The organism is Pseudomonas gingeri, from assembly GCF_013386165.1.
Lineage (GTDB): Bacteria > Pseudomonadota > Gammaproteobacteria > Pseudomonadales > Pseudomonadaceae > Aquipseudomonas > Aquipseudomonas gingeri_C.
The window spans coordinates 80,810-103,276 of record NZ_JACAOS010000002.1 but is presented as its reverse complement, the minus strand read 5'-3'; the positions used below and the strand labels follow the sequence as shown (position 1 = coordinate 103,276).

26 protein-coding genes and 1 tRNA gene are annotated in these 22,467 nt (G+C 61.5%); 9 read left to right on the top strand and 18 right to left on the bottom strand.

Annotation, left to right across the window (positions count from 1 at the left end):
• Positions 1-30: 30 nt before the first annotated feature.
• The 16 genes from HX866_RS04280 to HX866_RS04205 all read right to left on the bottom strand — a co-directional run bounded on the left by HX866_RS04280 (position 31) and on the right by HX866_RS04205 (position 17,762).
• Positions 31-366, bottom strand: a complete 336-nt coding sequence (locus HX866_RS04280) for a hypothetical protein (RefSeq protein ID WP_177138219.1) — start codon at positions 364-366, stop codon at positions 31-33.
• 159 nt (positions 367-525) lie between these two features.
• Positions 526-1,761, bottom strand: a complete 1,236-nt coding sequence (locus HX866_RS04275) for a hypothetical protein (protein WP_177104930.1) — start codon at positions 1,759-1,761, stop codon at positions 526-528.
• On the bottom strand, positions 1,758-3,299 hold the full coding sequence (locus tag HX866_RS04270) for an acyl-CoA dehydrogenase family protein (protein ID WP_177138218.1): 1,542 nt from the start codon (positions 3,297-3,299) through the stop codon (positions 1,758-1,760). Before HX866_RS04270 ends, HX866_RS04275 begins: the two co-directional genes overlap by 4 nt.
• Entirely contained in the window at positions 3,296-4,288 is a 993-nt protein-coding gene (locus tag HX866_RS04265; RefSeq protein WP_177094228.1) for an SDR family NAD(P)-dependent oxidoreductase, read from the bottom strand. The genes HX866_RS04270 and HX866_RS04265 overlap by 4 nt, the downstream gene beginning before the upstream one ends.
• Positions 4,285-5,496 carry a beta-ketoacyl-[acyl-carrier-protein] synthase family protein gene (locus HX866_RS04260; protein ID WP_177094226.1) on the bottom strand — a complete coding sequence of 404 codons (1,212 nt, stop codon included), beginning with the start codon at positions 5,494-5,496 and terminating at the stop codon, positions 4,285-4,287. The genes HX866_RS04265 and HX866_RS04260 overlap by 4 nt, the downstream gene beginning before the upstream one ends.
• Entirely contained in the window at positions 5,493-5,750 is a 258-nt protein-coding gene (locus HX866_RS04255) for an acyl carrier protein (RefSeq protein ID WP_177094224.1), read from the bottom strand. The genes HX866_RS04260 and HX866_RS04255 overlap by 4 nt, the downstream gene beginning before the upstream one ends.
• 14 nt (positions 5,751-5,764) lie before the next feature.
• A complete protein-coding gene (locus tag HX866_RS04250; protein ID WP_177094222.1) occupies positions 5,765-6,544 on the bottom strand; it encodes an outer membrane lipoprotein-sorting protein in 780 nt (259 codons plus the stop codon).
• Positions 6,541-8,901, bottom strand: coding sequence for an ABC transporter permease (locus HX866_RS04245; RefSeq protein WP_177138217.1), 2,361 nt, complete (start codon positions 8,899-8,901; stop codon positions 6,541-6,543). Before HX866_RS04245 ends, HX866_RS04250 begins: the two co-directional genes overlap by 4 nt.
• Positions 8,898-9,584 carry an ABC transporter ATP-binding protein gene (locus HX866_RS04240; RefSeq protein ID WP_177138216.1) on the bottom strand — a complete coding sequence of 229 codons (687 nt, stop codon included), beginning with the start codon at positions 9,582-9,584 and terminating at the stop codon, positions 8,898-8,900. The genes HX866_RS04245 and HX866_RS04240 overlap by 4 nt, the downstream gene beginning before the upstream one ends.
• An 18-nt stretch (positions 9,585-9,602) precedes the next feature.
• Positions 9,603-10,733 (bottom strand): hypothetical protein, encoded by a 1,131-nt coding sequence (locus HX866_RS04235; protein ID WP_177094216.1) that lies wholly within the window; start codon positions 10,731-10,733, stop codon positions 9,603-9,605.
• Positions 10,730-11,182 carry an SRPBCC family protein gene (locus tag HX866_RS04230; RefSeq protein ID WP_177104925.1) on the bottom strand — a complete coding sequence of 151 codons (453 nt, stop codon included), beginning with the start codon at positions 11,180-11,182 and terminating at the stop codon, positions 10,730-10,732. Before HX866_RS04230 ends, HX866_RS04235 begins: the two co-directional genes overlap by 4 nt.
• A gap of 16 nt (positions 11,183-11,198) precedes the next feature.
• Complete coding sequence (locus HX866_RS04225) at positions 11,199-13,808, bottom strand: aminotransferase class III-fold pyridoxal phosphate-dependent enzyme (protein WP_218179637.1); 2,610 nt, start codon at positions 13,806-13,808, stop codon at positions 11,199-11,201.
• A complete protein-coding gene (locus tag HX866_RS04220; protein WP_177094212.1) occupies positions 13,805-14,845 on the bottom strand; it encodes a fatty acid desaturase family protein in 1,041 nt (346 codons plus the stop codon). Before HX866_RS04220 ends, HX866_RS04225 begins: the two co-directional genes overlap by 4 nt.
• Positions 14,842-15,864: a hypothetical protein gene (locus tag HX866_RS04215; protein WP_177094210.1), complete on the bottom strand. Its 1,023-nt coding sequence runs from the start codon at positions 15,862-15,864 to the stop codon at positions 14,842-14,844. Before HX866_RS04215 ends, HX866_RS04220 begins: the two co-directional genes overlap by 4 nt.
• A 12-nt stretch (positions 15,865-15,876) precedes the next feature.
• A complete protein-coding gene (locus tag HX866_RS04210; RefSeq protein WP_177094208.1) occupies positions 15,877-16,143 on the bottom strand; it encodes a phosphopantetheine-binding protein in 267 nt (88 codons plus the stop codon).
• Positions 16,144-16,184: 41 nt separating this feature from the next.
• On the bottom strand, positions 16,185-17,762 hold the full coding sequence (locus HX866_RS04205; protein ID WP_371319217.1) for an AMP-binding protein: 1,578 nt from the start codon (positions 17,760-17,762) through the stop codon (positions 16,185-16,187).
• On the opposite strand from HX866_RS04205, the gene HX866_RS34650 reads away from it, so the two are divergent.
• On the top strand, positions 17,721-17,978 hold the full coding sequence (locus HX866_RS34650; RefSeq protein WP_371316780.1) for a hypothetical protein: 258 nt from the start codon (positions 17,721-17,723) through the stop codon (positions 17,976-17,978). The two genes, HX866_RS04205 and HX866_RS34650, sit on opposite strands and share 42 nt — an antisense overlap.
• 151 nt (positions 17,979-18,129) lie before the next feature.
• On the opposite strand, the gene HX866_RS04200 is transcribed toward HX866_RS34650, so the two are convergent.
• Both HX866_RS04200 and HX866_RS04195 read right to left on the bottom strand, forming a co-directional pair.
• Positions 18,130-18,663 carry an NADPH-dependent FMN reductase gene (locus HX866_RS04200; RefSeq protein ID WP_177138213.1) on the bottom strand — a complete coding sequence of 178 codons (534 nt, stop codon included), beginning with the start codon at positions 18,661-18,663 and terminating at the stop codon, positions 18,130-18,132.
• A 122-nt stretch (positions 18,664-18,785) separates the two neighbouring features.
• Positions 18,786-18,862 (bottom strand) — tRNA-Val (locus tag HX866_RS04195).
• Between the two features lie 626 nt (positions 18,863-19,488).
• Between HX866_RS04195 and HX866_RS04190 the strand changes: the two genes are divergently transcribed.
• From HX866_RS04190 to HX866_RS04155, 8 genes are all read left to right on the top strand, one after another.
• Complete coding sequence (locus HX866_RS04190) at positions 19,489-19,794, top strand: helix-turn-helix domain-containing protein (RefSeq protein ID WP_177138211.1); 306 nt, start codon at positions 19,489-19,491, stop codon at positions 19,792-19,794.
• 48 nt (positions 19,795-19,842) lie between these two features.
• Positions 19,843-20,037, top strand: coding sequence for a DUF4224 domain-containing protein (locus tag HX866_RS04185; RefSeq protein WP_177138209.1), 195 nt, complete (start codon positions 19,843-19,845; stop codon positions 20,035-20,037).
• A gap of 442 nt (positions 20,038-20,479) precedes the next feature.
• Positions 20,480-20,740 carry a helix-turn-helix transcriptional regulator gene (locus tag HX866_RS04180; RefSeq protein ID WP_177138207.1) on the top strand — a complete coding sequence of 87 codons (261 nt, stop codon included), beginning with the start codon at positions 20,480-20,482 and terminating at the stop codon, positions 20,738-20,740.
• 180 nt (positions 20,741-20,920) lie between these two features.
• Positions 20,921-21,181, top strand: a complete 261-nt coding sequence (locus HX866_RS04175) for a helix-turn-helix transcriptional regulator (protein ID WP_177138205.1) — start codon at positions 20,921-20,923, stop codon at positions 21,179-21,181.
• Positions 21,182-21,302: 121 nt separating this feature from the next.
• The gene (locus HX866_RS04170) at positions 21,303-21,521 is read left to right on the top strand and encodes a DUF4224 domain-containing protein (RefSeq protein WP_177138204.1); all 219 of its coding nucleotides are present in this window, start codon (positions 21,303-21,305) and stop codon (positions 21,519-21,521) included.
• A 24-nt stretch (positions 21,522-21,545) separates the two neighbouring features.
• A complete protein-coding gene (locus HX866_RS04165) occupies positions 21,546-21,755 on the top strand; it encodes a hypothetical protein (protein WP_100942795.1) in 210 nt (69 codons plus the stop codon).
• A 100-nt stretch (positions 21,756-21,855) separates the two neighbouring features.
• Positions 21,856-22,089, top strand: a complete 234-nt coding sequence (locus HX866_RS04160) for a hypothetical protein (RefSeq protein ID WP_177138202.1) — start codon at positions 21,856-21,858, stop codon at positions 22,087-22,089.
• Positions 22,090-22,166: 77 nt separating this feature from the next.
• Positions 22,167-22,463 (top strand): type II toxin-antitoxin system RelE/ParE family toxin, encoded by a 297-nt coding sequence (locus tag HX866_RS04155; RefSeq protein WP_177138200.1) that lies wholly within the window; start codon positions 22,167-22,169, stop codon positions 22,461-22,463.
• Positions 22,464-22,467: the final 4 nt, after the last annotated feature.

The window sequence follows — 22,467 nt, the reverse complement described above, 5'->3', positions numbered from 1 at the left end:
GGGCTTAAGTGAGCGCCATTGCAGCTGCCGTCACTTCACCTTTCTGCTCAGGTCATCCACGTTGCGCTTGAGCGCGTCGATAACGCGAGCCTGATCATTGACGATCGTCTTCAGGCTTTCCAACTCGTCGGCATTGCGCTTTTGCAGCGTTTGCATCTTCTGAAAATCATCAACGGTGAAACTGGTGTTGTGCAGCGAATACCCGGACCCCGCGCTGCCATGGAGCGCGGCGAGATTATCGAAACCACGGGCCTGCTGGTTATCGACCTCCACCGCCGCCTGAGCCGGAAGCGCCAAGCCGCCAAGCAGAAGGACCAACAAGCCGGTGACGGGAATCGTGAGAGAGAGCTTGAAACGAGCGAGCATCACTGGGCGTCCTTGTGAAGTGCCGAGATGGCACATAGCTATGACTCGCTTTTCCAGAAGTGGTTCCTCGCCCGCGGCCTCCCGGAAGCAGAAGAATTCCGACCTCGCGCCTGACCGCCACACATCGCAACGGAGGGCGTTTCGATTGCACTCAGGATCTCAGAATGAATAACGCACGGCATTGACCCAGCGGCTTTGCTCCTCGTAGTAACCGAAGCTGCTCCGGCTGCCGTCAAAGACATCGAGCCCGCTGCGCAGTTGCCAGTGGGCATCGAGGTCATAGCGCATTTCCAAGGCAGCATACTGCGCGGACTGCCGTAGGTCCTGGGCGAGGTACGCCGTCAGGTAGAGCCGTCCCTGGAGCATTTCCCGGCGTATCGCCAGGCTGACGATTTCCGAGCGATCCTGGTCAAGGGCCTGGTCGACATCGTCCTTCCACAGGTTGTAGTACTGCACGCCGAAGAACCAGTCTCCCGTGAGGTAGTCGACACCCAGCAACAATTGCTGCTGGCGGTTCTTCTTCACGTCGACGATCCCCGTCTGCGCCTGGTAGTAACGATAGGCATCCGGGGTCAGTGCCGCCTCGCCCTTGACCACCACCGGTCCGACGGGCACGGCAAAGGACCCGCCAAACAGGGTGCGGCGCTGCAATTGCTCGCGATAGCTCAAGCCGCTGCGCGTGAGCTGCGGGGTCAGGGTGTCTTCGGTTTGCCAGCCGTGCCAGGCATTGAGGGAATAGTCGATGCCCGCGGCATTGCCGCTCCAGCGCAGTGCAGGCGTCCAGTCCGCCGGCTTGCGCCAGTCCGGGTCGGACGCCTCGCTACGGGGTACGCCGGTCAGCAGATCGTTGACCCGGGGTTCGGCGAAACGTCCATCGCTGGCCGGCAGCAAGTCTTTGCGGGTCTGCGGAATCAACAACACCTGCAACGACTGGTCCTCGAACACCGAACACTCACTGTTGAGCATCGCTAGCGGCCGGCGCTGCTGGACATAGTCACCGAAGTAACCTTCGCGCCGGTCGAACGGATGAATGACATCCAGCACCCGCAAACGATCGGCACTCCCCCACACCACTTGCTGCACACCAACGGTCGAGGTGCAGCGTTCACCCTGGTATTCGGCGAACAGCTCGCGCGGCTCGATCTCGTGATAGTCGCCGTCGAGCTTGTTCTCCTGCAACGCCCTGACCTGTGCCTTCAAGCGCCAGCCCGACTCCCCTTGCCAAGCACTGCCCAACAGCGCGGAATACTCGTCGAGCCCCCACTCGCCCTCACGGGTCACGGCCTGGCGGGTCTCCAGTCGGCCATTGAAATCCACGGCATCAAGGGCGCCAGCCTGACTGTCGACACTGACCAGCAACAGCAACGCACCCAGGCTCAAGGTTCTGTTGATCATGCGCCGTCCCCACACACGAGCAGCTCATCGAGCACGACCTCCTCATCGGCACGCGGCCGATCGAAAGCACCGATCCGGGCATCGACCCAGCCACCCAGCCCCGCCAGGGAGAAACGCGGCGAGGCCAGATGCTCCCAGTCGCGTTCCGCCGCCGCCAGGCGCGACATCACCCAGGGCCGGCAATGTTCCTCCAGGGCCTGGGCCGACAGCATCAGCCAGGCGACACACTGTCCTAACTGAAGCACCTGCTCGGACAAACGCTCGTTGCCCCGTTGCGGCAGCCGCTCGCCGGCTATCCAGGTTTCCAGGCGCTGGAGGGCCAGTTGACCGTAGGGCGTGAACGCCAGATATGCCCTGATGACAGCCGGTTGCTCCAGCACGCGCTGGCCGATAAAGGCCGCCAGGGTCTGCGACGGGCCCTCGAACAGACGGGTGATGCGCGCATCGCGCCAGAGCTGGCCGATAGGGTTGTTATCGCAGTAGCCACGTGCGCCGAGCATCTGCAAGGCGCTGTCGCTGACTTCACCCAACAGTTCGCTGGCCAACCACTTGACCGCCGCCAGGACCTCGGCCGGTGGCACCGGCTGTCCCTGGTCCAGACCCGTGGCCAGGTCATCGACCCAACCACCCAGGGCGGTAGCGGCGCAGACCGCCCCACCGACCAGCGTCTGTGTATGTTCATGATCCCAGAGCCGCTGGCTGCCCAGGGAGCGGCGTGTGCTGTAGCGAGTCATCAGTTGCACACAGCGCCACAAGGCACCGACGCAGGTGGCGGCAATACCCAGGCGCCCGAAAACCATGGTGTCGCTGGCGACCGCCATCCCGGCGAACGGACTGCTCAGCACCTGCTCCGCACGGGCCTCGACGGCTTCGAAATGCACCTGGTTCTGCACCATACCCTTGAGACCGAGGGTCAGCGCCTCACTGCCCTGGCGCAGGCCAGGCTGGTCGGCGTCCAGGCAAAAGCCGATATACCCGCAGTCACGCCCCTGCTCGTCCAGATGCCGCGCAAACACAGAGATCACCCCGGCCCAGGCGGCAGAGCCACACCAGGACTTGCGCCCGTCCAGACGCCAATGCTCGCCCTGGCGCCGTGCCGTTGCCGCCATGTTCAGCGGGTTGGAACCCGCCCCCTGCTCGGTCAAGGCGAAGGCGGCGAGCATCCGGCCAGTCGCCAGTTGTGGCAGGTAGCGGGCTTTCGCGGCGGCTGAACCGAAGCGCTGGATCGGGCGAATGCCCAGGCCGTTGTTGAGCCCGACGAAAAACGCCAGGGTCAGGTCGATGGCTCCAAGCTGGCGCTGCACCCGCAACAGCTCAAACGTCGAAAGACCAAGCAGGCCACCCTGCTCCTCAGCGACCTGCATGCCGAGTACCCCGCGATTGCCCAAGGCCAGCACCAAGTGCGGCGGCAGGCAACGGCGTGCGTCCATCAAACGGAAATCCAGGCGCCCGGCCCAGTCCTGCAACCACAGGTTCAGCTCGACAACGGCCGGGGTGTCGGAACGTGCCGCCTGGGCAAATGCCGTCCATGCATTCATTGCTCAATCTCCTGTCGGGCCCGCAGCCAACGGGCCGTCTCGCCGACCATCTGTTCCAGTGTCTGCCGGGGCGCGAACCCCACCTGCTGGCGGGCCTTGTGGGTGCGGTAATAGACGTTCATCCCCAGCAGGCGGACGACATCCGCCGAGAGTCGCAAAGGGATGATCGAGGTCAGCAGGTCCAGCGGCCGCAGCAGTGCCACGATCCACTTGAGGGTCGCCCCCGCAGGCAGCCAGCGCGGCTCGGACACGCCCAGCGCCCGCCCCATGCCGGTGAACAATTCGCGATAGCTGACGTTCAGGCTGCTGAGGATGTAGCGCTCACCGCGCTGGCCCTTTTCCATGATTGCCAACAGGCCTTGCACCAGGTCCTCGGCACCGATCACGGCAATCCCGCCAGGGGGGATAAATGGCAGGCGACGCTGGTGCAGGTCGAGCATGACCTTGCCCCAGCCATGCTGTACGTCGCAGTGCGGCGCGATGACCGCCGAAGGGCAAGCAATGACGATGTCCATGCCCTCCTGGCAAAACCGCCGGACCCGCTCTTCGGCCTCGCGCTTGCTGTGCATATAAGCCAGCTTGAAGGCGGCGCCGTTATAGGCCATGTGTTCATCGGCCTCGCCGGCCGGATAACCCACCGCGGCAATCGACGAGACATGCAACACCCTTCGCACACCGGCACGGCGTGCGGCGTGCAGCAGGTTGACCGTGCCTTGCACATTGACCGCGAACATCCGCGCCCGGGCACTTTCGTAAGGCAGTGCCAGGCCGGCGGCGTGATAGATCTGCTCCACGCCCTCAAGCGCACGTTCGAGGCTGGCCGGATCGAGCAGGTCGGCCACCCGCCACGCCACCCGGTCACTCACCTGCGCCAGGGCCGGCGCCGGGTCGTTCGCCAGCACCAGCACGGCAACCACCTCACCGCGGGCCAGCAAGGCCCGCACGATATGGCTGCCCAGGCAACCGCTGGCGCCCGTCACCAGGATCATTGCCCAGGCTCCCCGGCTCGCCCCAGGGCCAGGGAGACATTGAGTCCGCCGAAGGCAAAGGAGTTTTTCAGCCAGGCGTCGACCCGGGCCGGACGAGCCCCTTCGGTGACGTAGTCGAGGTCGCATTCGGCATCCGCCGCCTGGTAATTCAGGGTCGACGGAATCTGGTCCTGCAAGGTCGCCATCAACCCGCCGATCAGTTCCACCGCACCCGCAGCGCCCATCAGGTGACCGATGGCCGACTTGACCGAGGACACCTGCAAGCGGTCCGCGTGGGCGGCAAACACCTGGCGGATCGCTGCCGTTTCACAGCGGTCGTTGAGCAGGGTGCCAGTGCCATGGGCGTTGATATAGGTGAAGCTTTCCGGGGCCAACCCGCTGCTGGCCATCGCCTGGCGCATCGCCAACGCCGGGCCGTCGACCGACGGTTTGAGCAGGTCTCCAGCATCGCTGTTGACGCCATAACCCAGCACCCGAGCCAACACCCGGGCACCCCGTGCCCGGGCATGGGCCAGGGTTTCCATGACCAGGACACCGCCGCCCTCGCCCAGCACCATGCCGCGCCGACCGGCGGAAAACGGCCGACAGGTGTCCGGCGCCATGGCCCGTAACGCTTCCCAGGCTTTCCACACCAGCGGATTGAGACAGGCATCGGTGCCGCCGGCCAACGCCAGGTCGGCATCGCCATGGCGCAGTAGCCGATAGGCCTCGCCGACGGCCTGGGTCGAAGAGGCACAGGCGGTGCTCAAGGTCATCGCCGGCCCCTTGAACCCATGGCGCAGGCTCAGATGACTGGCTGCGGCATTCGCCATGACCCGGGGCACCGTCCAGGGCGCCAGGGTCTGGCTGCCGGCCTGATAAAGATCCAGGTAGGCGCTGTGCAGAGAATCGCTGCCGCCCACCGCCGTGCCCATGTACACCGCACAGCGATGGGCATCGACCGTGGCCATGTCCAACGCCGCCATGCCCAGTGCTTCACGCCCGGCCAGCAGGGCGAACTGGGTCGAGCGGTCGAACATCAGCAATTCGTTGGCGCTGAAACAACCCTCCAGCGCCTGCTCAGGCAGCGCACCGGCATTGCAGTTCCCCGGCAGCCAGGGCACCCGGCCAATCGCACAGCGCGCCTGGGCCAAACCATCCCACAAGGCTTGCCGACCGATACCGAAGGGCGACACACAACCGACGCCCGTGATCACCACCTCATTCATGAAGCGACCCGCAGGCCGGCCAACTGTTCGCAGAGGATCTCGATCAGACGTGCTACCGAGCTGATGTCGGTGTGGCTGTAGCTGGACAGGTTGACCTGGAAGCGCTTCTCGATGGCGTACGTCAGCTTCAGCACGTCCAGCGAGTCGAGCCCCAGTTCGTCGATGCTGAGATGGATATCCAGCTCGGTGATGTCCAGTTCAAGGGTCGTGGCCAAGAGTTCCAGCACCACGGTTTCCAGGGGTTGAGTCGACATGATGGGTACTCGGATCAATGTTCGGTGCGCAGGGCGCGCTGGGTGAAATTGGCCTCGGCGATGCCGGGGTTGATGCTGACCTTCTCGACGATCATCCGAGTGCTCTTGTTCGCGGCCAGGTTGAACATGGTCTGGGCGGTCGGTCGGCTGAAGCCGCCCACCACCTGCAGGCCATCGGTCTTGAGCTGCTTGACCAGCGTGCCCTGGGCATCGAAGTAGTCGATCTGCACCGGGTAGCGACTGCTCTCCTCGAGGTAGTAGACCTTGCGCGAATAACCCGAGATGCGTGCCTCTTCGGTCTGCGCCCGGGCCTCGATCCGGCGGCAGGCCGGCCAGCTCAGACAGGGTTCAGGCTTGCCCAGACTGGCGAACTGGTAACTGGCCAGCTTGTAGTCCTCGAAGTCTTCATAGGTGAAATCGGTGCCCATGAACCAGTTCTGTTTCTGCGAACCGGCCAGGCGTCGCAGGTTCTTGGTCGAGGGGGTGTAGGACCAGATATCGTTGGTCGCCGTACCGCTGTCTTCGATCAACAGCGCGACGTTCTTCACCGCCGCCGGCGCCGTGAAGCGCACCAGCGTGCCGGTGCGGTCGCTCATGCGTTTGTCCAGCCGCGTGAGCTGGCGGGTGAAGGTCAGGTGATCGGCTTCGAACAGCTCCATCCGATAGTCGATCTGTTCATCCTGGGCCTTCATGCGTCGGTCGGAGTCCTGCATGATCGACAGGGCATCGTCGGCCAGCGCCGGCCCGGAGCAGGCCAGCAACACGGGTAAAACGGCAAGCAATCGGCGAGTCATCCGAAATTCCTGAGTTTGAGGGTATCGACCGCGGGGATACGCAGCACATGGCGAATGGCAGGCATCGCCGCGAAGGGAATGATCAACAGCGCGGGCAGGATCACCCGCAGGAAATCGCTCGACGCCGGATCGGTATTGATCTTGAACCAGACATCGGTGAGGCGATGGTTGAGCACCGCTCCCAGCCCGTAGCCCAGGGGCATGGCAACCAGGCCGGCGAGCACGGCGATGCTGAAGGTTTCACAGAGCATGATCAGCGACACGTTACGGTCGCTGAAACCGAGGATGCGCAGCACCCCGTACTCGGCGCGGCGCCCGACAATGCTGAAGTTCATGCTGGTCACAGCGAACAGCAAGGCAATCGCGATGCTCATCAGCGCCGAGATATGGATGATCACCCAGATATGCGAGCTGATTTCGAGGATGGCCGCGACGATGTCCTGCTTGGAGGTCACCCGTACCACGCCCGGTACGGCGTAGATCCGCGCGTCTTCCAGAGCGCCGGCGCCGGCGTCGACCAGATAGGCACCAGTGAACTGCTCATCCAGTGCCAGCATCCGCTGGGCGTAGTCCTTGCTGGTGATCACCTCACCCGGCAGGGCCCCGGAAAACACCCCGACGACCGTCGTCGAGTAGTCGTTGCCACGCACCTTGAGGTTCAACCGATCACCCGGACCGACGCCCTGGGCAATCGCGATGCGGCGCTCGATCAGCACGCCGTCACGATCACCGTCCAGCAGCATGCGGCCTTGCATCAGGTTGACATGACGCACGCCATCGGCCGGCGCTATCCCCAGCAGGCTGGCGTTGTCCAGCTGTCCATGGCCACTGACCTGGGCGCCACCCTTGACGAAGGTCGACCAGCGACTACCCGGCGCCAGCGCCTCCAGACGGGCGATATCCTCATCCCACCAGGGCACATCCAGATCGACCACACGGCTCCAGCTGTCGCGCTCGACGTTGCTGATGGCGGTGCGCTCCATGGAGGTCAGGGAGATGTAGAAGGCAATGGTGATCGCAATGCTCGCCGCCATGGCGAGCACGGTCACCAGGCTGATACGCCAACTGCGCAGCAGGTTGCGCAAGGAGTAACGGAACCAGAACGGGCCGCCGATATGTCGCAGGCAGGCGACCATGCGCTGGGCCAGCGGTTGTTCCTGGCCGGCACCGACATCGCGCAGGGCGTCCATCGGCGTGATGCCCAGGATCGAGCGCATGGGCAGATACATGCCCAGGGCCACGGTGCCGCACAGCACCAGGCCGGCACGCCACAGATAAGGCAACTGGAACACCAGGTGCGGTTTCGGCATGCCGATGGCCCGCGCATAATTCAGGCCGAACGCGTACATGTCGAACAGGGCAAAACCGCAGCCCAGCAGCAGCGCCGCCACGATCAGCATCAACGCCGGCAAGCTGTAGGCCCAGGCAACCTGCCGACGGGTATAACCGAGGGTGAGGAACATGGCGATCAGCGGCCGCTCTTCCTTGGCCCACTGGTACATCAGGAAGAACACCACCAGGGTCGACGACAAGGCGAAGATCAGCACCACCGTGGGCAGGAAGACCTTGAAGGTGTTGAGGTCCAGTTCGAGGAATTTCTGGCTGAACTGCTCCTGGCGCGGCAGCACGTAATCGACCGCCAGGCGGGTCTGTGCCCGTTCGGTCACGGCCTGCTTGATCCGGCCCAGGTCGGCATCCGCCGACAGGCTGAAGAGCAGGCTGTTCACCGCCGCGAACCCCAGTTGCTGGCTCATCAGTGCCTGGTCGGCAAATACCACGCACAACGAACCGTTGCTCGGGACATAGACGCTGGGGTTCAACGGTGCCACCAGGTACTCCGGGCTCTCGACGATACCGACCACCTCGACCGGGTAATCCGCCTGTCCGGAGACGAAATTGAAGCGGTCGCCGACCCGTTTGCCATGGAACTCGGCGCAGTTGCGCTCCAGCACCACCCCGGCGGCATCTTGCCCGTCAGGAAGCCGGCCTTCGAGCACTTTGAGCCGGTTGACCGTGGAGAAATCCTGCGCCGGTGAACTGATCATCAGTGCTGCCACCGGTTGCTCGCCACCCAGCGGCACCAGCCCGGGCATCAGCAGACGCGGATAGGTGGCGCTCACCCCGGGGATGTCGTCGAACGCCGGCAGATTGATCTGCTCGTCCGGGGCGAAGATCACTTCCAGCCCCGCCATCGAGGCCGATGACTGGATGTCCTCCACGGTATTGAACAGGCTGTCGATCGCCGAATAGGCCCCTACCAGCACGCCGAAGGTCGAGGCGCAGATCAGGGCGATGGTCAGCAATCGGTAACGAATGACCAGGATCGAACGCAGCACATGCCGGACCAGCATATTCATGGGGCGGCCCTGTGCAGGTGACCGGAACGCATTTCGTAGACCTGGTCGGCATGCTGTCCCAAGGCCGGGTTGTGGGTGACGATCACCACGGTCACCTGTTTCTCTTCCTGCATCTGGCGCAGCAATTCGAACACCCGCATCCCGGTGTCCTCATCCAGGCTGCCGGTCGGCTCGTCGGCCAGGATCAGTTGCGGTTCCTTGATCAGCGCACGGGCAATGGCCACACGCTGCTGCTGCCCGCCGGAGAGCTTGGCGGGAAACTTCTCGGCATGTTCCTGCAACCCGACCTTGTGCAGGTACTCCTCGGCCCGCCGATGGTCCTGGGCGGTGACCGTGCGGATCGGCTCCAGGCCGGTCAGCACGTTCTCCTTGACCGTCAGCGTCGGGATCAGGTTATGGAACTGGAAAATAAACCCGACCCGCTCGGCGCGAAAACGCGTCAAGGCAACAGAGTCCATGGCGTTGAGCAGCGCATCGCCGACCCGCACCTGCCCTTCGTCGACCCGGTCCAGGCCACCCAGGATATTGAGCAGCGTGGTCTTGCCCGAGCCCGAGATACCGCGGATCACGGTCATGCTGGCCCGCGCGATCTCCAGGTCGATATGGTTGAGCACCAGGCTGCGACCATCGCCGCTGGGGTAATACTTCTTCAGTCCCGTGAGGGAAATCAGGGGTGTGTCCATACGGTTTGCAACTCCGTTTCAGAGCGATGGTTCAACGAGATCGAGGCCGAAAACGCCATAGCGTTTGGTCCGACGCATGCCCAGGTTGCGCGCCAGCACATAGCTGGAAGGGTTGCGGTCATCGATCCACATGGTGTCCACGCGGCTAAAGCGTGGTTCGGCATAACGCACGATCTCCTCGCCGATCAGCCGGCCCAGGCCACTGCCCTGCACGGTGGGATCGGCGCCGATCAGTGCGATCACCGCACCCTCGACGCTGCGTTTGTAGTGGCCCAGCTTGAGCAGGTCGAACAGTCCGAAGCTGCCCTTGAGCTTGTCGAGGATCTGGTTGAGGTCCGGCAGGATCAGGAAAAACGCCACGGCGCGGCCCTCGAGTTCGATCAGCTTGATGCCCTCCAGGTCGATGAAGGTCTTGATGCTGTCGATCTGGAACTTGAAGCTCGCCGTGGAAATCGGCGCCACTTCGTAGTTCGCGGCGAAGGCGCTGTTGAACAGGCAGCGGATTTCGTCGAGGTTGCCGCGCAAATCAGCGCGGGTGGCGGTGCGCACACTGAACTGGCTGCCCGGCATCACCCGGTCACTGCGGCTGGCCTTGCGTCGTACCCGGTACTCCTCGGTGGTCACACCGTAGGTGCTGAAGGTAAAGGCCAGTTCAAAACCCAGGTGCTTGAGGGTGTCGGCATACCAGAGCGGGTTGTAGGTCTGCAGCAGCGTCGGCGCACGGCCGTCGAGATTCTCCAGCAGCAGCGCCGCGTCCTGGGTCGAGGTGTAGCTGTAGGGCCCCAGCAGGCGCGACTTGCCACGCACCTTGGCCCAGTTGCCGACGGCGTCGAACAAGGCACGGGCGACCGCGGGATCCTGCGCGACCTCGAAGAAACCGAAGAACACGTGCTCATCGCCAAATCGCTCGTTGTAGGCGGCATGAATACTCACGCTGATCCGGCCCTGCACCTGCCCCTGAGCATCCACGGCGAGGAAATGCTCGATCTCGGCTTCGCGGAAAAACGGGTTGTGCCGTGGCGAAAGCATGCGTTTCATGTCACTGCGCAAAGGCGCAATCCACAGCGGGTCATTGGCATACAGCCGGAACGGCAACTCGATGAACTGCTTCAGGCGCTTGGCGCTGTCGACGACTTGAACGGCGATCATACGATGTCCAACAGCTGTTGCATGTTGCGATGGCGCGCATCGAAGATGCGGTTCATGTAGTCATTGACGAACAACCGCTCCAGCAATGCACCACCGATGGCCCGGTAGGTGACCCGGTCGGTGTAGAGCGTCCCGCCCTCGGCGGCCTCCACCCGATGCTCATGGCGAAAGGCACTGAGCGGTCCCTTGATCATCTCGTCAATGAAGTGCTGGTTATCCTTGACCTCGCGAATACGCACGGTCCAGTTGGCCGGGATGAAACCGAACATCCAGTGCCGGAAGCGAAACTCGCGGCCTTGCTCGATGCGCAGGTCGGCGATATCGATCTTGCCCAGTGGCGTGACCCGCTCCGGGAAGATTTTCGGAAAGTTGGCGCCTTCCAGGCAAAAATCGAACACTTCGGCGCAACTGCGCCCCTTGATCAACGTGGTCTTTTCCAATACGGGCATGTGAGGTGCTCTCTCTTCAGATGGGTTCGGCAACCGGTTGGAAACGTTCGGCGTAACGCTGCCAGGCCTGCGGGTCCAGGGCCTTGTCGAAACTGCGCAAGCCCGCCAGCTTGAAGCCGTGGCGCCCCGCCAGGCCTTCGATCAGCTCCAGGTCCTCATTGCTCAGGTCCAGCCCGAGGCTCGCATGACGCCACTCGCCTTCAAGGGCGAGCATCATGGTCTCGGCCATGCAAGCGTAGGCCAGGTCGTCGGGGATCCCGTAGCGCGAGCCCAATCGTGCAGCGCCCGGCATCTCGACAATGCCGCCATCGAGCACCAGCACATCGGGCCGGCGAGCGGCGATGTCCTGGCTGACATTGGCCGGCCGCGAGATGTCGCAAAGGATGGTGCCGACAGCAATATCGTCAGCACTGATGAAACGCTCGGCGCTGTTGGTGGCGATCAGTACCAGGTCGGCATCCGCCAATGACGAGTGGACATCGTTGCTCCACTTGAGCGGCGTCCGGCTGCCGTTTTCGTCCAGCAGCGCGCGACCCAGCTCAGCGGTATCCTGGCCCTCCAGACGCTGGGCAATCCGCGCCAGGACACTGCCTTCTGCCGCCACGCTCTGCGCGCCATAGGCCACCAACTGGCTAATCACCGAGGCGAAACGCGGTGTATTGAAGCGTGCACTCTTGGGATTGCCGACCAGGGTCAGCTGGCCGGCCTGGCCGGCGATCAACCGGGCGATGGCCGAACCGATACTGCCCGTGGCTCCGATCACCGCGACACGCATGTCCTGCATGCGCCGCCCCGTCAGGTGCACCGCGCGACAGGCGGCTTCGACCGCGGTGAGCAAGGTATAGGTGTTGCCCGTGGTCAGGGGGATGCCTTTGTCCAACAGGCGCAGGCCACCACCGGTGACGATCGAGGTATGCCCGCCCAGGCCCACCAACTTGGCTCCGCGCCCCTTGGCCATGTCGATGGCCTGGCCAATCAGGGCACAGGACTCTTCCACCGGCATCGCCGCCATCTGCGCCGCCGAACGCGGCACCATGATCAGGTCTCCGCTGACCTTGCGCCCGGTGGCCGGAGAGGTCAGTTCGACCGTGGAGACGAAAAACGGATCGAGCAGCGGGTTGAGGCGATCCTCAAGCAGTTGCAGGGAATGGCGCGAGTAATGAATGAGGCTTTCATCGAACTCGGCGTAGTTCTCCAACTCCAGCGGATGCAGGATAAAGGCGAAATGATTGTCGGCGACCGGCTCGTCAAAACGTGCCACATGTAAAGGCAGGCCACGGGCACCAGGGAAACCGGCCTCGGCCTCCAGCAGGTGAGCGAGCAATGTGCCGGTGCGTCCTTCAGCCACCAGTTGCAGGGTCCGCGCCAGGGCTTGCAGGAAGTGTTCGCACTCGGCACGTCCGGCAATCAATGGCGGCTCTACGCGCATGACACTGGCGCCATTGAGTGTCGGTGCCACGCGTACGCCTTCGACATTCAACAGGTAGCTGGCCAGCACCGGGACCAGGCTTTCCTGTTCGCCCATGATGCCGGTGAAACCACCATGGAATTGCGGGTAGTGACTGCGGTCGAGGGTGAACTCGATGCCAATCAGGTAACCGGCACCACGCACCTCGCGGATAAACGTCGGGTAACGCTGCGCCAGCGCCTGCAGTTGCTCCAGCAGATAGGCACCATTGTCGCGGACGCCGTCCAGCAACTCGGGCTGGTCGCGCAACAGGTCCAATACTTTCAGGCCGATGCGACAGGCCAGGGTATTGCCGCCGAAGGTCGAGGAGTGCCGGTTCTGGAAATCTTCGCTGTAGGCGCTCTCCGCCAGCAGGCAGGCACCGATCGGCATGACCCCACCGCCCAGGGCCTTGGCCAGCAGCAGACAGTCGGCCTGCACACCTTCGCTGGCGAAGAGCTTGCCGGTGCGCCCGAGCCCGGTCTGCACTTCGTCGATGATCAACAACGTACCGTGACGATCACAGGCCGCGCGAACAGCCTGGAGGTAATCGGCCGGCGGCAGGTTGATGCCGCCCTCGCCCTGGATCGGTTCGACGATGATGGCCGCGTAGGCACCCGGATAGCGCTGCAATTGCGCCTCGATGGCCTGGATATCGCCGTAGTCGACAAAGTCGAACCCCGGCAGCGGTGCCTGGAAGCCTTCCTGGTATTTATCCGAACCGGTGGCGGACAACGCGCCCAGGGTCTTGCCATGAAAACTCTGATGGGTCGACAGGATGCGCTTGCGACCGGTCTTCACCAGACAGGCTTTCAACGCCGCCTCGACGGTTTCCGCGCCGCTGTTCTGGAAGGTCACGCTGCGGTATTGGCCCGGCGCCAGTTCCAGCAGGCGTTGGGCCAACCGGCCGCTGGCCGCCAGGCAGGATGGCTGGACGAAGATCGGCTCACGGCTGATTTGGAAGCTCGCCAGCTCAGCCAGCAACGCATCCGGGCTATGACCGAAAGGCAGCGCTCCATAGGCGCCGAGGAAATCCAGATAGGCCTTCCCCGCCGCGTCATAGAGATAGCAACCCTCACCCCGGACAAAGGTCTTGTCGAGCCCAACCCGGCGGATCAACTCACCGATGGCCGGGTTGACATGCTGTTCGAAGGGACTGATTTCTTGCCAGCGGCTCATGAAGGATTCTCTGTCGGGTAAGGAGTGGAAGTCGGCGCCAGGTGCGCCGCGGCGGTCTGCCGGTACAGGTCGGCGGCCACGCCGTCTGCCGCCATGACCCGCTCATGGGCGGTCTTGAGGGCGTGATAGGGCAACGCCGGGAACAGGTGGTGCATCGCGTGATAACGCTGGCTCAAGGGTTCGAACAACTCGATCCAGCCACCCTGGCGGGCATGGGTGGCGGAGTCGCTCAGTTGCCATTGCAACGAAACGGGATGACCGGGCGAGGCATATCGGTGCGCCAGCCAGGTGCGAAACATATTGATGAACAGCACCCCGTAGATCACCGCGAGGAACCAGCCGATCCGGCTCCAGGGCAGCAAGGCAGTGCCCGCAGTGGCCACCAGTGCCCAGGCATACAGGCAGGTCAAGCCTTCGAGCAGGCGGTTATAAGCCTGGCTGGCGGACAGCCGCGCCGGGTTGTTGCGGTAGGCGGCATGCAAGGTCACGGCGCTGTAGCGTTCGACCACCACACGCCGCAACGCCGGCACAAACCAGGACAGCGGGCCTGCCAGGGCGAAGCGCACCCACAGCAACAACGGGGTCAGCAATGTGCCCAGTGCCAGGGTCGCCATACTGCTGGCGAAACGCCGTTCGAACGGCAGGTACTCCGGGTCCTGGCGCGTGCCGTAACGCGCCAGTGTGTGATGGTCCATATGGCTGAGGTAAAGGAACGACGGCAGCAACAGGGGGATGCCACAGGCCAGGTTCCACGCCAGGTTGAATCCGCGCACCGCACGCCGGGGCATATGGCTGAGTTCATGGATAAACATCGCGCAGCGATACAGGGTGAACACCGCCACCAGGTAACACCCGGCCTGAAGCCACGGGCCGACGATCTCCAGCAGGGACAACGCCACCCAGAACGCCGCGATGTTCACACCGAAGTCCAGCCAGTAACGCCAGGCCTGATGACGGCGCAGGTCGTCGACCAGCGGCCGCAGGGCCTCGATAAAGCCGCGCTCACCTCGCCCGGGCGCTGTCGGCCTGCGATTCAAGGACGCTTCCAAATCACACCGTCCAGATAAAAGTGGTGGAGGACGACGATCAAGGGCAGCAGCCCGACCGAAGGCATTTCCAGACTCAGGACCAACAGGCTGGCCATCCCGAGGCTGGCGAACCAGATCCAGGGCCGCTCGCCCATCTGCCTGACCCAGCGATGGCCCGCACCGAGAAGACCTGCCGGTACCGGCTGTTCGCGGGTTCTGCGCAAGCCGGCCTGCACGGTCGACGTGCAGACCAGGTGATATTGCAAGGCGTGGATACTGGTGCCGATCAGGATCAGCGCGTACAGATCACCCACCAGCAGGTAGGCCGCGTTGTAAAGCCCCAGCGAGACCGCCAGCATCACCAGCACGAACCTGGGCAAGGCCTCGCCACACTGACTCTGGCGCCATTGCATGCCGATAAACCGCAGGGTCACGACGGCGAACACGCCATAGGCCAGGACCGCCCAGATCGGATCAATCGGTGGCGTGGGGATGGTGATATTGGCAAAGGGCAGCGCTTGTCCGAAGAGCTGGTAGTCGCCGAAATGAAAGCCGCCGTGACTGATCCGGTACAGCAGCGGCGCGGCGAATCCGGCCAGCACCATCGTACGGATCGGCGCGGTCGAGTGCTGGTAGCCGGATTTGCGCGCATACAGCGCGGCCACACCAAAGTGTTGCTTGCACACGTGATACGGCTGCCAGTACACCCAGATCGCCACCAGCCAGGCAAAGGCACCGAACGCATACAGCCCGAGACACAGGGCACTGATCAGCCCCAGGCTGGTCCAGAAACGCACCTTGTGCCGTCGGTACTCCAGCGGCTCGGCCAGCAGCCGCACATGGGTGTGCAGCACATGGGGGATATCCAGGAACAGGGCGAACAGCAAGGCGCCGATCAGAAACGCCGGGCCGTGCAGGATCGCCAGCAACAAGGCCACGGAAATCAGCGGGCCACCGATCAGGATGGCCAGGGTGTCGGCCCTGGCGCTGACGAACCAGCTAGCCGCTTTATTGGAAAGACTGGACATGTTCGTGCCCCCTCAGATGGCCGGAGACAGGTCGAACACATTCGCCCCTTCAAGCATTTGCGCCAACTCGTGCAAGGTCGTCATGCCGTCGAGGAGATCAGACGGAAGGCTGACCTCCAGGCGCCCGCGCAACTCGGAGAGCAAGGTCAATTGGCTGAGGGAATCCAGCCCGAGGTCGAGCAAGGCGTCGTCGGGTTGCAACGGCATGCTGTTCAGATGGGCTGGCAGAATGCCTTGCAGCGAAAGACTACGAATCGTCTGGCAGATAACGTCGAACACAGGTGCTCCTTGCACGCAGGCAATCCATGCGGCTAAGTGGGTTAGATGGAAAGAGGGCTCGGGGTCGCGCCAACAGGGCTCAATTCGCCGCCGAGATAGCGTCGACACAAGGCCTGGCGTTGGATCTTGCCGCTGGTGGTCCTGGGAAAGTCCGCGCGCCGGATCAGCACCAGTTCATCGACCTGGACGCCCGCATGGCGGACCGCCGTACGGGCCACCTCACGGCGCAGATCGTCCAGCTCGCGCCCGGCCAGTGCGTTGCTGGCCATGACCACCACCACACTCTCCCTGGCCAGACGGCTGTCGATGCAGGAAAAGGCGGCGACCGAACCGGCGGCCAGTCCGAGTGTGCTTTCAAGGGCCCATTCGATGATCTGCGGGCTGACATTGACGCCAGCACGGGTAATGAGGTCCTTGGTGCGCCCGGTGATATAGATTTCGTTGTCGAGCAGAAAGCCCAGGTCACCGGTGCTGTACCAGTCGCTGTCCTGGCGGCGGACCGGCTCGACCTTCAGGTACTGGCCGATCACCGAAGCCCCGCGAATTTCGATATGGCCCAGGCTGCCCTCACCCAATGCGAGCCCGTGCTCATCGGCAATGCGCAACTCGACCCCATCGACCACCTCGCCGTTCCCCAGGTAAGCAGCGGCACCCGGCGCGCCCTCGCTCAGTTCGATGACTTCTCCGAGGGCATGCAAGGCGCGGGTATCCAGCCAACGAACACGCAACTGCTGTCCCGGCGGATTGAGGGAAACCGCCACCACGGCTTCGGCCATGCCATAGGCTGGTTGCACCACCCCGGACTGTAGGCCATGAGGCGCGAACGCGGTTTCGAACTGCCGCAGATGGTCATGGAAGACCGGCTCGGCGCCGACCCAGGCGTAACGCCAGGCGGACAGATCCAGTTCACCGTCACGGACACGTCCCGCCAGACGATTGAGCAAGGCAAAGGCCGAGGTCGGCGCGGGTGACAAGGTGCCCTTGTAGCGCGACAGCGCCTGCAACCAGGCAAGCGGTTGACGGGAAAACTCACGCGTCGGCATCAGGACCAGATCGATGCCACACCACCAGGCGAGGGTGATCGCCGACAAGCCCATGTCGTGGTGCAACGGCAGCCAACTGACCATCCGGTCCTGCGGGGTGACGGCGACACGTTCGGCAATCGCCTGGCAATTGGCACTGAGCATCGCCTGGCTGATACACACGGCCTTGGGCGCACCGGTGCTACCGGAAGTGAACTGCAAAATGGCCAGGTCGGCGGGGACACAACGCGCCGGCTCATGCAGCGCTTGCACGGTACCCAGCGCTTCGCCCAACGCGACATCGGTCAGGAACCGGCTCGCCCATTCATGGGGCAACTGCTGTTGAACAGGCTCACCGCCGAGAATCAGGATCGGTTCGATCAGCTCGAGCATGGCGCTCAAACGACCGTCATCGGACTTGCCGGACGCCCCACCCCACTCATGGGGGATCAGGGAAATGGCCAAGCCTTCGGCCCAAGCTGCCAGGATCATCGACAACACGTCGAAGCCGGACGCCAAGGCAATGGCCACCACCTGCCCACGCTGGAGGCCACGGTGGCGCAGCACACTGCGCACCCGTCCAACGCGGTCGAGCAACTCGGCATGATTGATCGAGGCAGCCGCATCCTGCGTCAGAACAGTGGTTTGACGAGAATGAGAATTGATCAGAAATTTATTGAACAAACACAAACAGGCAGGCTGGACTATTCCGTTAGCCATTTTTGTCGCTCCTTGACACAGGCGGCGCAATTTACAGATTGTCCGACAATGGGTCAATATGGCTTTTCAATGTCACCGAAAAATAATGACTGATAGGTCACTCGACCCAGAACGAGACAGAATGCTGATCGCGGCTTGCGCATCGACCTGAGAGTGGCGTCTCAAAATGGAACAGGTCAGTTGGTTATCATGTCGGACCGCCGATGCCGGCGGTCGTGCAGTTGCCTGAGATCACTGCAACCGGCTAAGCAACCTCAAAATCGATCCAGCTCTTGAATGCATCAAGGGCTGAAACGATTTGCCGGCCAATCAGGGGATCCGCCGCAATGCTCGCTTCATCCATGTCTTTTGCCAGCAGATTTATCGTAATCGACGCTGGTTCGACGATATTCGCCGACATCGTTTCCAGCACCAACCTCAGCGCCGCCTGCGCATGACTTGCCCGTGGCGATGCATTGAACAGGGCCACCGGCTTGCCAGGAAACTCGTGGCTGGCGACAAGCCAATCCAGCGCATTCTTGAACGACCCTGGAATGCCACGTGCGTACTCAGGGCAAGAAATCAGAATGCCATCTACCCGACCGATCAGCTCACGCAGCGCCAAAACGATTGCCGGAGGCGTGTCAGCCAGGTCCGGATCGAAATGTGGCAACTGCCCCACGTCCAGATAATGCTGGATCAACATTCCTTGCGGACTGAGCCTCTCGGCAGCGCGAAGCAACGAGGAGTTTGAAGAGGCGACCCTGAGGCTGCCGGAGACTGCCAGTAACCGAATCATTGATATCCCACCATGCAGCCGAAACGCCCTGGGAAAAAGCCCGCCCGCCAAACGCAAGACGCAAAAAAGGGCCAACCTTTCGATTGACCCTTTCTAGACCGCCCAGCAGAGCGGATTTTATTTGGTAGGCGCGATTGGACTCGAACCAACGACCCCCACCATGTCAAGGTGGTGCTCTAACCAACTGAGCTACGTGCCTGCTGTGAGGCGGCATTCTACGGATTTCCGAAAGGCTGTCAACCCCTTTTCTTTCCGCTAAGCCTATGAATATGCGTATTTTTTAGTGAACACCCGAAAAACAAAAAAGGGCCAACCTTTCGGTTGACCCTTCCTGACCGCCCAGCAGAGCGGATTTTATTTGGTAGGCGCGATTGGACTCGAACCAACGACCCCCACCATGTCAAGGTTGCCGGGAGAAACAAGTTAACTTTATGATTTTTATAGAAAAACATAAAAATCAGCCAAGTCGAAAAAGCACCATTTCACTCTATAAGAATCAATAAGTTACGAGAGGGTTTTGCAAAAGCAATTTAGTCTCAAGAGCCACTCACCCAAGTCCCCCTGCCCGCAGACATGTACCGCGCCAGCCCATCGTAGACCTTGTACTTGCCCTGACCGCGGCAGGAATTGGGAAGGCTTGATCTTGATAACGGTCAGCCTGGTACGCGAGCCGCCATAAATTAATGGATTCCAGGCTGGCCGGCCGAAACACGAGATCACGACTGTAAAAACTTACTGTAAGGGGGCTGAGCAAGCGCTAAGGTGAATAAGAGACGGTGACGGCTGCGCTATCCTGTAACACCACTTAATCTGCGGAGGACGGTCATGACCCTGATATCGATTACCGAAGCAGCAGATTTATTGGGCATTGGTCGAACGACAGCCTATCGCCTGGCAAAAGAGGGGCGAATCCCTTGCGTGCGAAGCTTCGGGCCATTGAGGGTTCACGCTGAAAGACTCCAATCCATGATCGATGCAGAGGCTGATGCAAGCGTTGCGCCAGGACAACCACGCCAAAACCGCAAATGCCACGCCCCTAACTCCAGCAAGCAATCCGAGCACATCGGATCAAGATCTGCAGCTCAAGCAGAACGCGAACTGGACAAGCTACTTCAGATCAGACCCAAATAAACCAAATAACCACCTTGTGCCGCCATTGGGGCGGCATGGAGCTCTACTATGTTTCTGACAGCAGAAGAAGTGGCCGAGCTAACCGGCTACGTGAAGACCTACGCCCAAATCAAATGGTTACGGGCGGAGAAATACGGATTTGCGATTGATGGGTACGGTAAACCCAAGGTCCTGCGCCAGGTTGTACTCGGGCGCCTCGGCGGGGTTCAACTGAAGAAGGAGCCGGAACTCCGGCTTGCATGAGGATTGAGAATACGCGCCCGAAAGAAAGACCAGCATCTGCCGGCGTACATGTATCTGAAGCACCGGGCCTATTATTTGGTGCGCAAGGGGAAATGGACTCGCCTGACTACTACGCTCATCAGTAGTGGTGCTAGCCCTCTCGTAAACTCTGGAGAGAACTTATGGAAGATGAGTGCGAAGTCGTATACGTAGCAGGCTTGGGGAAAATGCTCGGACGAACTGAAGCGTCGGTTAGGGAGGGGATCCGCCGCGGCGTGGACTGGCTGCCCAAGAGCTTCAAGATGGGGGCCAGGCATTGCTGGCTGAAGGATGACGTGCGGGAGTTTTTGCGGGCATGCCGCGACGGGGAGAACAAGGTGCCGAAGGTCGGGCGGAAGAGGCGGGCGCCTCCGACACTGATTAAGTCTCAGGTGCAGTGAATGCCCCGTTTAGAGGAGAACATATGGAACATCCTCAAGAAAAGCCGCCAGTCGAGTTTATCCGCCTATCAGAAGTGAAGAGGCTCACTGGGCTGAGCACCGCGACAATCTACCGTATGGTGGCCGCAGACCGCTTTCCCAAACAGATCAAGCTGGGTATACAAGCCGTAGCGTGGATCCAGTCAGAGGTACTGACCTGGAATCAACAAAAGGTAGACGAGGCACGAGCCTCAGAATCCCCAATGGATTCCGACAGAGCGATTGGCAAAATAGTCCGTGAGTGAGCCGGAGCAACACCCGACAACCTGCACACTATAGGCCACCTCGCACTTCACGTCCTGGGCTCGGGCCTGGTCAAGCAGATCAGTGAGCCGCTTCACCGATGAACGCCTGGGGCCAGGGAACAGCACAACAAGATGATCAGCTGTCGAATGACGTGAACGCCTTGCAAATAGGAGGAGTCCATGAACACCCCGCAAGAAAACCCATCAATTGAGTTTATCCGCCTGCCCGAGGTAAAGAGACTCGTCGGCCTGAAGACCACTACCATCTACAAGATGGCAAACGAGGGGACATTCCCCAAGCAGATTAAACTCGGCGCCCGCTCCGTGGCCTGGATCAAGTCCGAGGTACTGGCCTGGAGTCAACAGAAAGTCGACGATGCACGCGCGTCAGAATCCCCCCTGGGCTCCGTCAGAACGATTGGCAAGAAAACCCGTGAATGAGCTGGGTCAATACCCAGTAACCACCGCACCATAGGCCGCCTCGCACGTCACACCCAGGGTCGGGCCTGATCAAGCCGATCAGCGCACCACTTCACTACTCACCGAAATCAGAGCGCCACGTATGATCGAATTCCTCACCCATGAAGAAGTTTGCGAACTGACTGGATCACACTTGAAGGCCGGGCAGATCAACAACCTTAAGCAGAACAACATCAGGCACACCATAAAGGTCAGTGGGTGGCCCTGCGTCACCGTAGCGGCAATTGTAGGCCCACCGGAGAAGCGGTCTACCAAGCCTGAGGAACCAGTCTGGACTCTCGATCTTTCCAAAATTAAATGAGTACACCACAGGACGCGCCTGAACATGCCCAACACTGACCTGTTACCTGCCCTACTCACCAAGCTCAACGAGAACCAGCTCGCCCTGGGAGCAGCGATCGAGGAATTGTCCAATTGGGTCGAGCAACGCGGCTCTGTCGAGGTGGCCGACAACATCCGCGCCGCACTCTGGCCGCTGGACAACAACCTCGAGTTCATCAGCATGAGCCTGGCGGTGCTCAATTCGCCCGAGTGACACTCGATAGCTCAGCGCTCTTGAGTTCGACTCAAGGTCTTGTTCATACTCAGCCATCACCCGGCCACCATCTGGCGTAGCGGGGTGTGTAGGAGTGTCTATGGGCCTGACGAAACCGAATCAGCAGTTGCAGCGCGACCTCAAAGGGATCGCCTTCAACCTTGAGCAGTCCTGTATCGACCTGGGAAGGCTGGCAAGCCGCCTCAATGAGCCTGATACACTGGAGCTGATGAGGGTTGTGGGCGCCCTGTATGGGGATGCTGATCGACTGAAGGTGTATGCGGATGAGGTGAAGGCTGGGAGGATTGTGCGGGGGAAGGATGAGCAAGCTTGAACAAACGAAACACCATCTTTACACTAGGTGTAATGACGTCACTTGACGGGATTTGCACCTTGATCTAGAGTAGCGCCATGGACGTTGAATTTGACGATGATGACCTGGATAGGCTTGAGGTCGAGGCCCGATTCACAGCAGGTCATTCACAGGATGTGGTTCGCGCCTACCGAAGGCGCATGCAGCAAATTCGAGCATTTAATGATGAAAGAGATCTTTACGCTTTGAAGTCGCTGCATTGTGAAAAATTGAAAGGAAGCAGAGAAGGCCAGCATTCTATAAGACTAAATTTACAGTGGCGTCTAATTCTGGAAATCAGAGGCAATCACCCCTGCAAAGTCATCGGAATTGTTGAAATAGCCGACTATCACTGACAGG

What these genes read in the sequence shown, in the direction of transcription:
- HX866_RS04235 (WP_177094216.1), bottom strand. Translation starts at nt 10,733, where the DNA reads ATGATCGCCGTTCAAGTCGTCGACAGCGCCAAGCGCCTGAAGCAGTTC.
- HX866_RS04230 (WP_177104925.1), bottom strand. Translation starts at nt 11,182, where the DNA reads ATGCCCGTATTGGAAAAGACCACGTTGATCAAGGGGCGCAGTTGCGCC.
- HX866_RS04260 (WP_177094226.1), bottom strand. Translation starts at nt 5,496, where the DNA reads ATGAATGAGGTGGTGATCACGGGCGTCGGTTGTGTGTCGCCCTTCGGT.
- HX866_RS04190 (WP_177138211.1), top strand. Translation starts at nt 19,489, where the DNA reads ATGACCCTGATATCGATTACCGAAGCAGCAGATTTATTGGGCATTGGT.
- HX866_RS04250 (WP_177094222.1), bottom strand. Translation starts at nt 6,544, where the DNA reads ATGACTCGCCGATTGCTTGCCGTTTTACCCGTGTTGCTGGCCTGCTCC.
- HX866_RS04255 (WP_177094224.1), bottom strand. Translation starts at nt 5,750, where the DNA reads ATGTCGACTCAACCCCTGGAAACCGTGGTGCTGGAACTCTTGGCCACG.
- HX866_RS04225 (WP_218179637.1), bottom strand. Translation starts at nt 13,808, where the DNA reads ATGAGCCGCTGGCAAGAAATCAGTCCCTTCGAACAGCATGTCAACCCG.
- HX866_RS04175 (WP_177138205.1), top strand. Translation starts at nt 20,921, where the DNA reads ATGAACACCCCGCAAGAAAACCCATCAATTGAGTTTATCCGCCTGCCC.
- HX866_RS04215 (WP_177094210.1), bottom strand. Translation starts at nt 15,864, where the DNA reads ATGTCCAGTCTTTCCAATAAAGCGGCTAGCTGGTTCGTCAGCGCCAGG.
- HX866_RS04180 (WP_177138207.1), top strand. Translation starts at nt 20,480, where the DNA reads ATGGAACATCCTCAAGAAAAGCCGCCAGTCGAGTTTATCCGCCTATCA.
- HX866_RS04280 (WP_177138219.1), bottom strand. Translation starts at nt 366, where the DNA reads ATGCTCGCTCGTTTCAAGCTCTCTCTCACGATTCCCGTCACCGGCTTG.
- HX866_RS04200 (WP_177138213.1), bottom strand. Translation starts at nt 18,663, where the DNA reads ATGATTCGGTTACTGGCAGTCTCCGGCAGCCTCAGGGTCGCCTCTTCA.
- HX866_RS04245 (WP_177138217.1), bottom strand. Translation starts at nt 8,901, where the DNA reads ATGAATATGCTGGTCCGGCATGTGCTGCGTTCGATCCTGGTCATTCGT.
- HX866_RS04155 (WP_177138200.1), top strand. Translation starts at nt 22,167, where the DNA reads ATGGACGTTGAATTTGACGATGATGACCTGGATAGGCTTGAGGTCGAG.
- HX866_RS04275 (WP_177104930.1), bottom strand. Translation starts at nt 1,761, where the DNA reads ATGATCAACAGAACCTTGAGCCTGGGTGCGTTGCTGTTGCTGGTCAGT.
- HX866_RS04170 (WP_177138204.1), top strand. Translation starts at nt 21,303, where the DNA reads ATGATCGAATTCCTCACCCATGAAGAAGTTTGCGAACTGACTGGATCA.
- HX866_RS04270 (WP_177138218.1), bottom strand. Translation starts at nt 3,299, where the DNA reads ATGAATGCATGGACGGCATTTGCCCAGGCGGCACGTTCCGACACCCCG.
- HX866_RS04160 (WP_177138202.1), top strand. Translation starts at nt 21,856, where the DNA reads ATGGGCCTGACGAAACCGAATCAGCAGTTGCAGCGCGACCTCAAAGGG.
- HX866_RS04240 (WP_177138216.1), bottom strand. Translation starts at nt 9,584, where the DNA reads ATGGACACACCCCTGATTTCCCTCACGGGACTGAAGAAGTATTACCCC.
- HX866_RS04265 (WP_177094228.1), bottom strand. Translation starts at nt 4,288, where the DNA reads ATGATCCTGGTGACGGGCGCCAGCGGTTGCCTGGGCAGCCATATCGTG.
- HX866_RS04185 (WP_177138209.1), top strand. Translation starts at nt 19,843, where the DNA reads ATGTTTCTGACAGCAGAAGAAGTGGCCGAGCTAACCGGCTACGTGAAG.
- HX866_RS04165 (WP_100942795.1), top strand. Translation starts at nt 21,546, where the DNA reads ATGCCCAACACTGACCTGTTACCTGCCCTACTCACCAAGCTCAACGAG.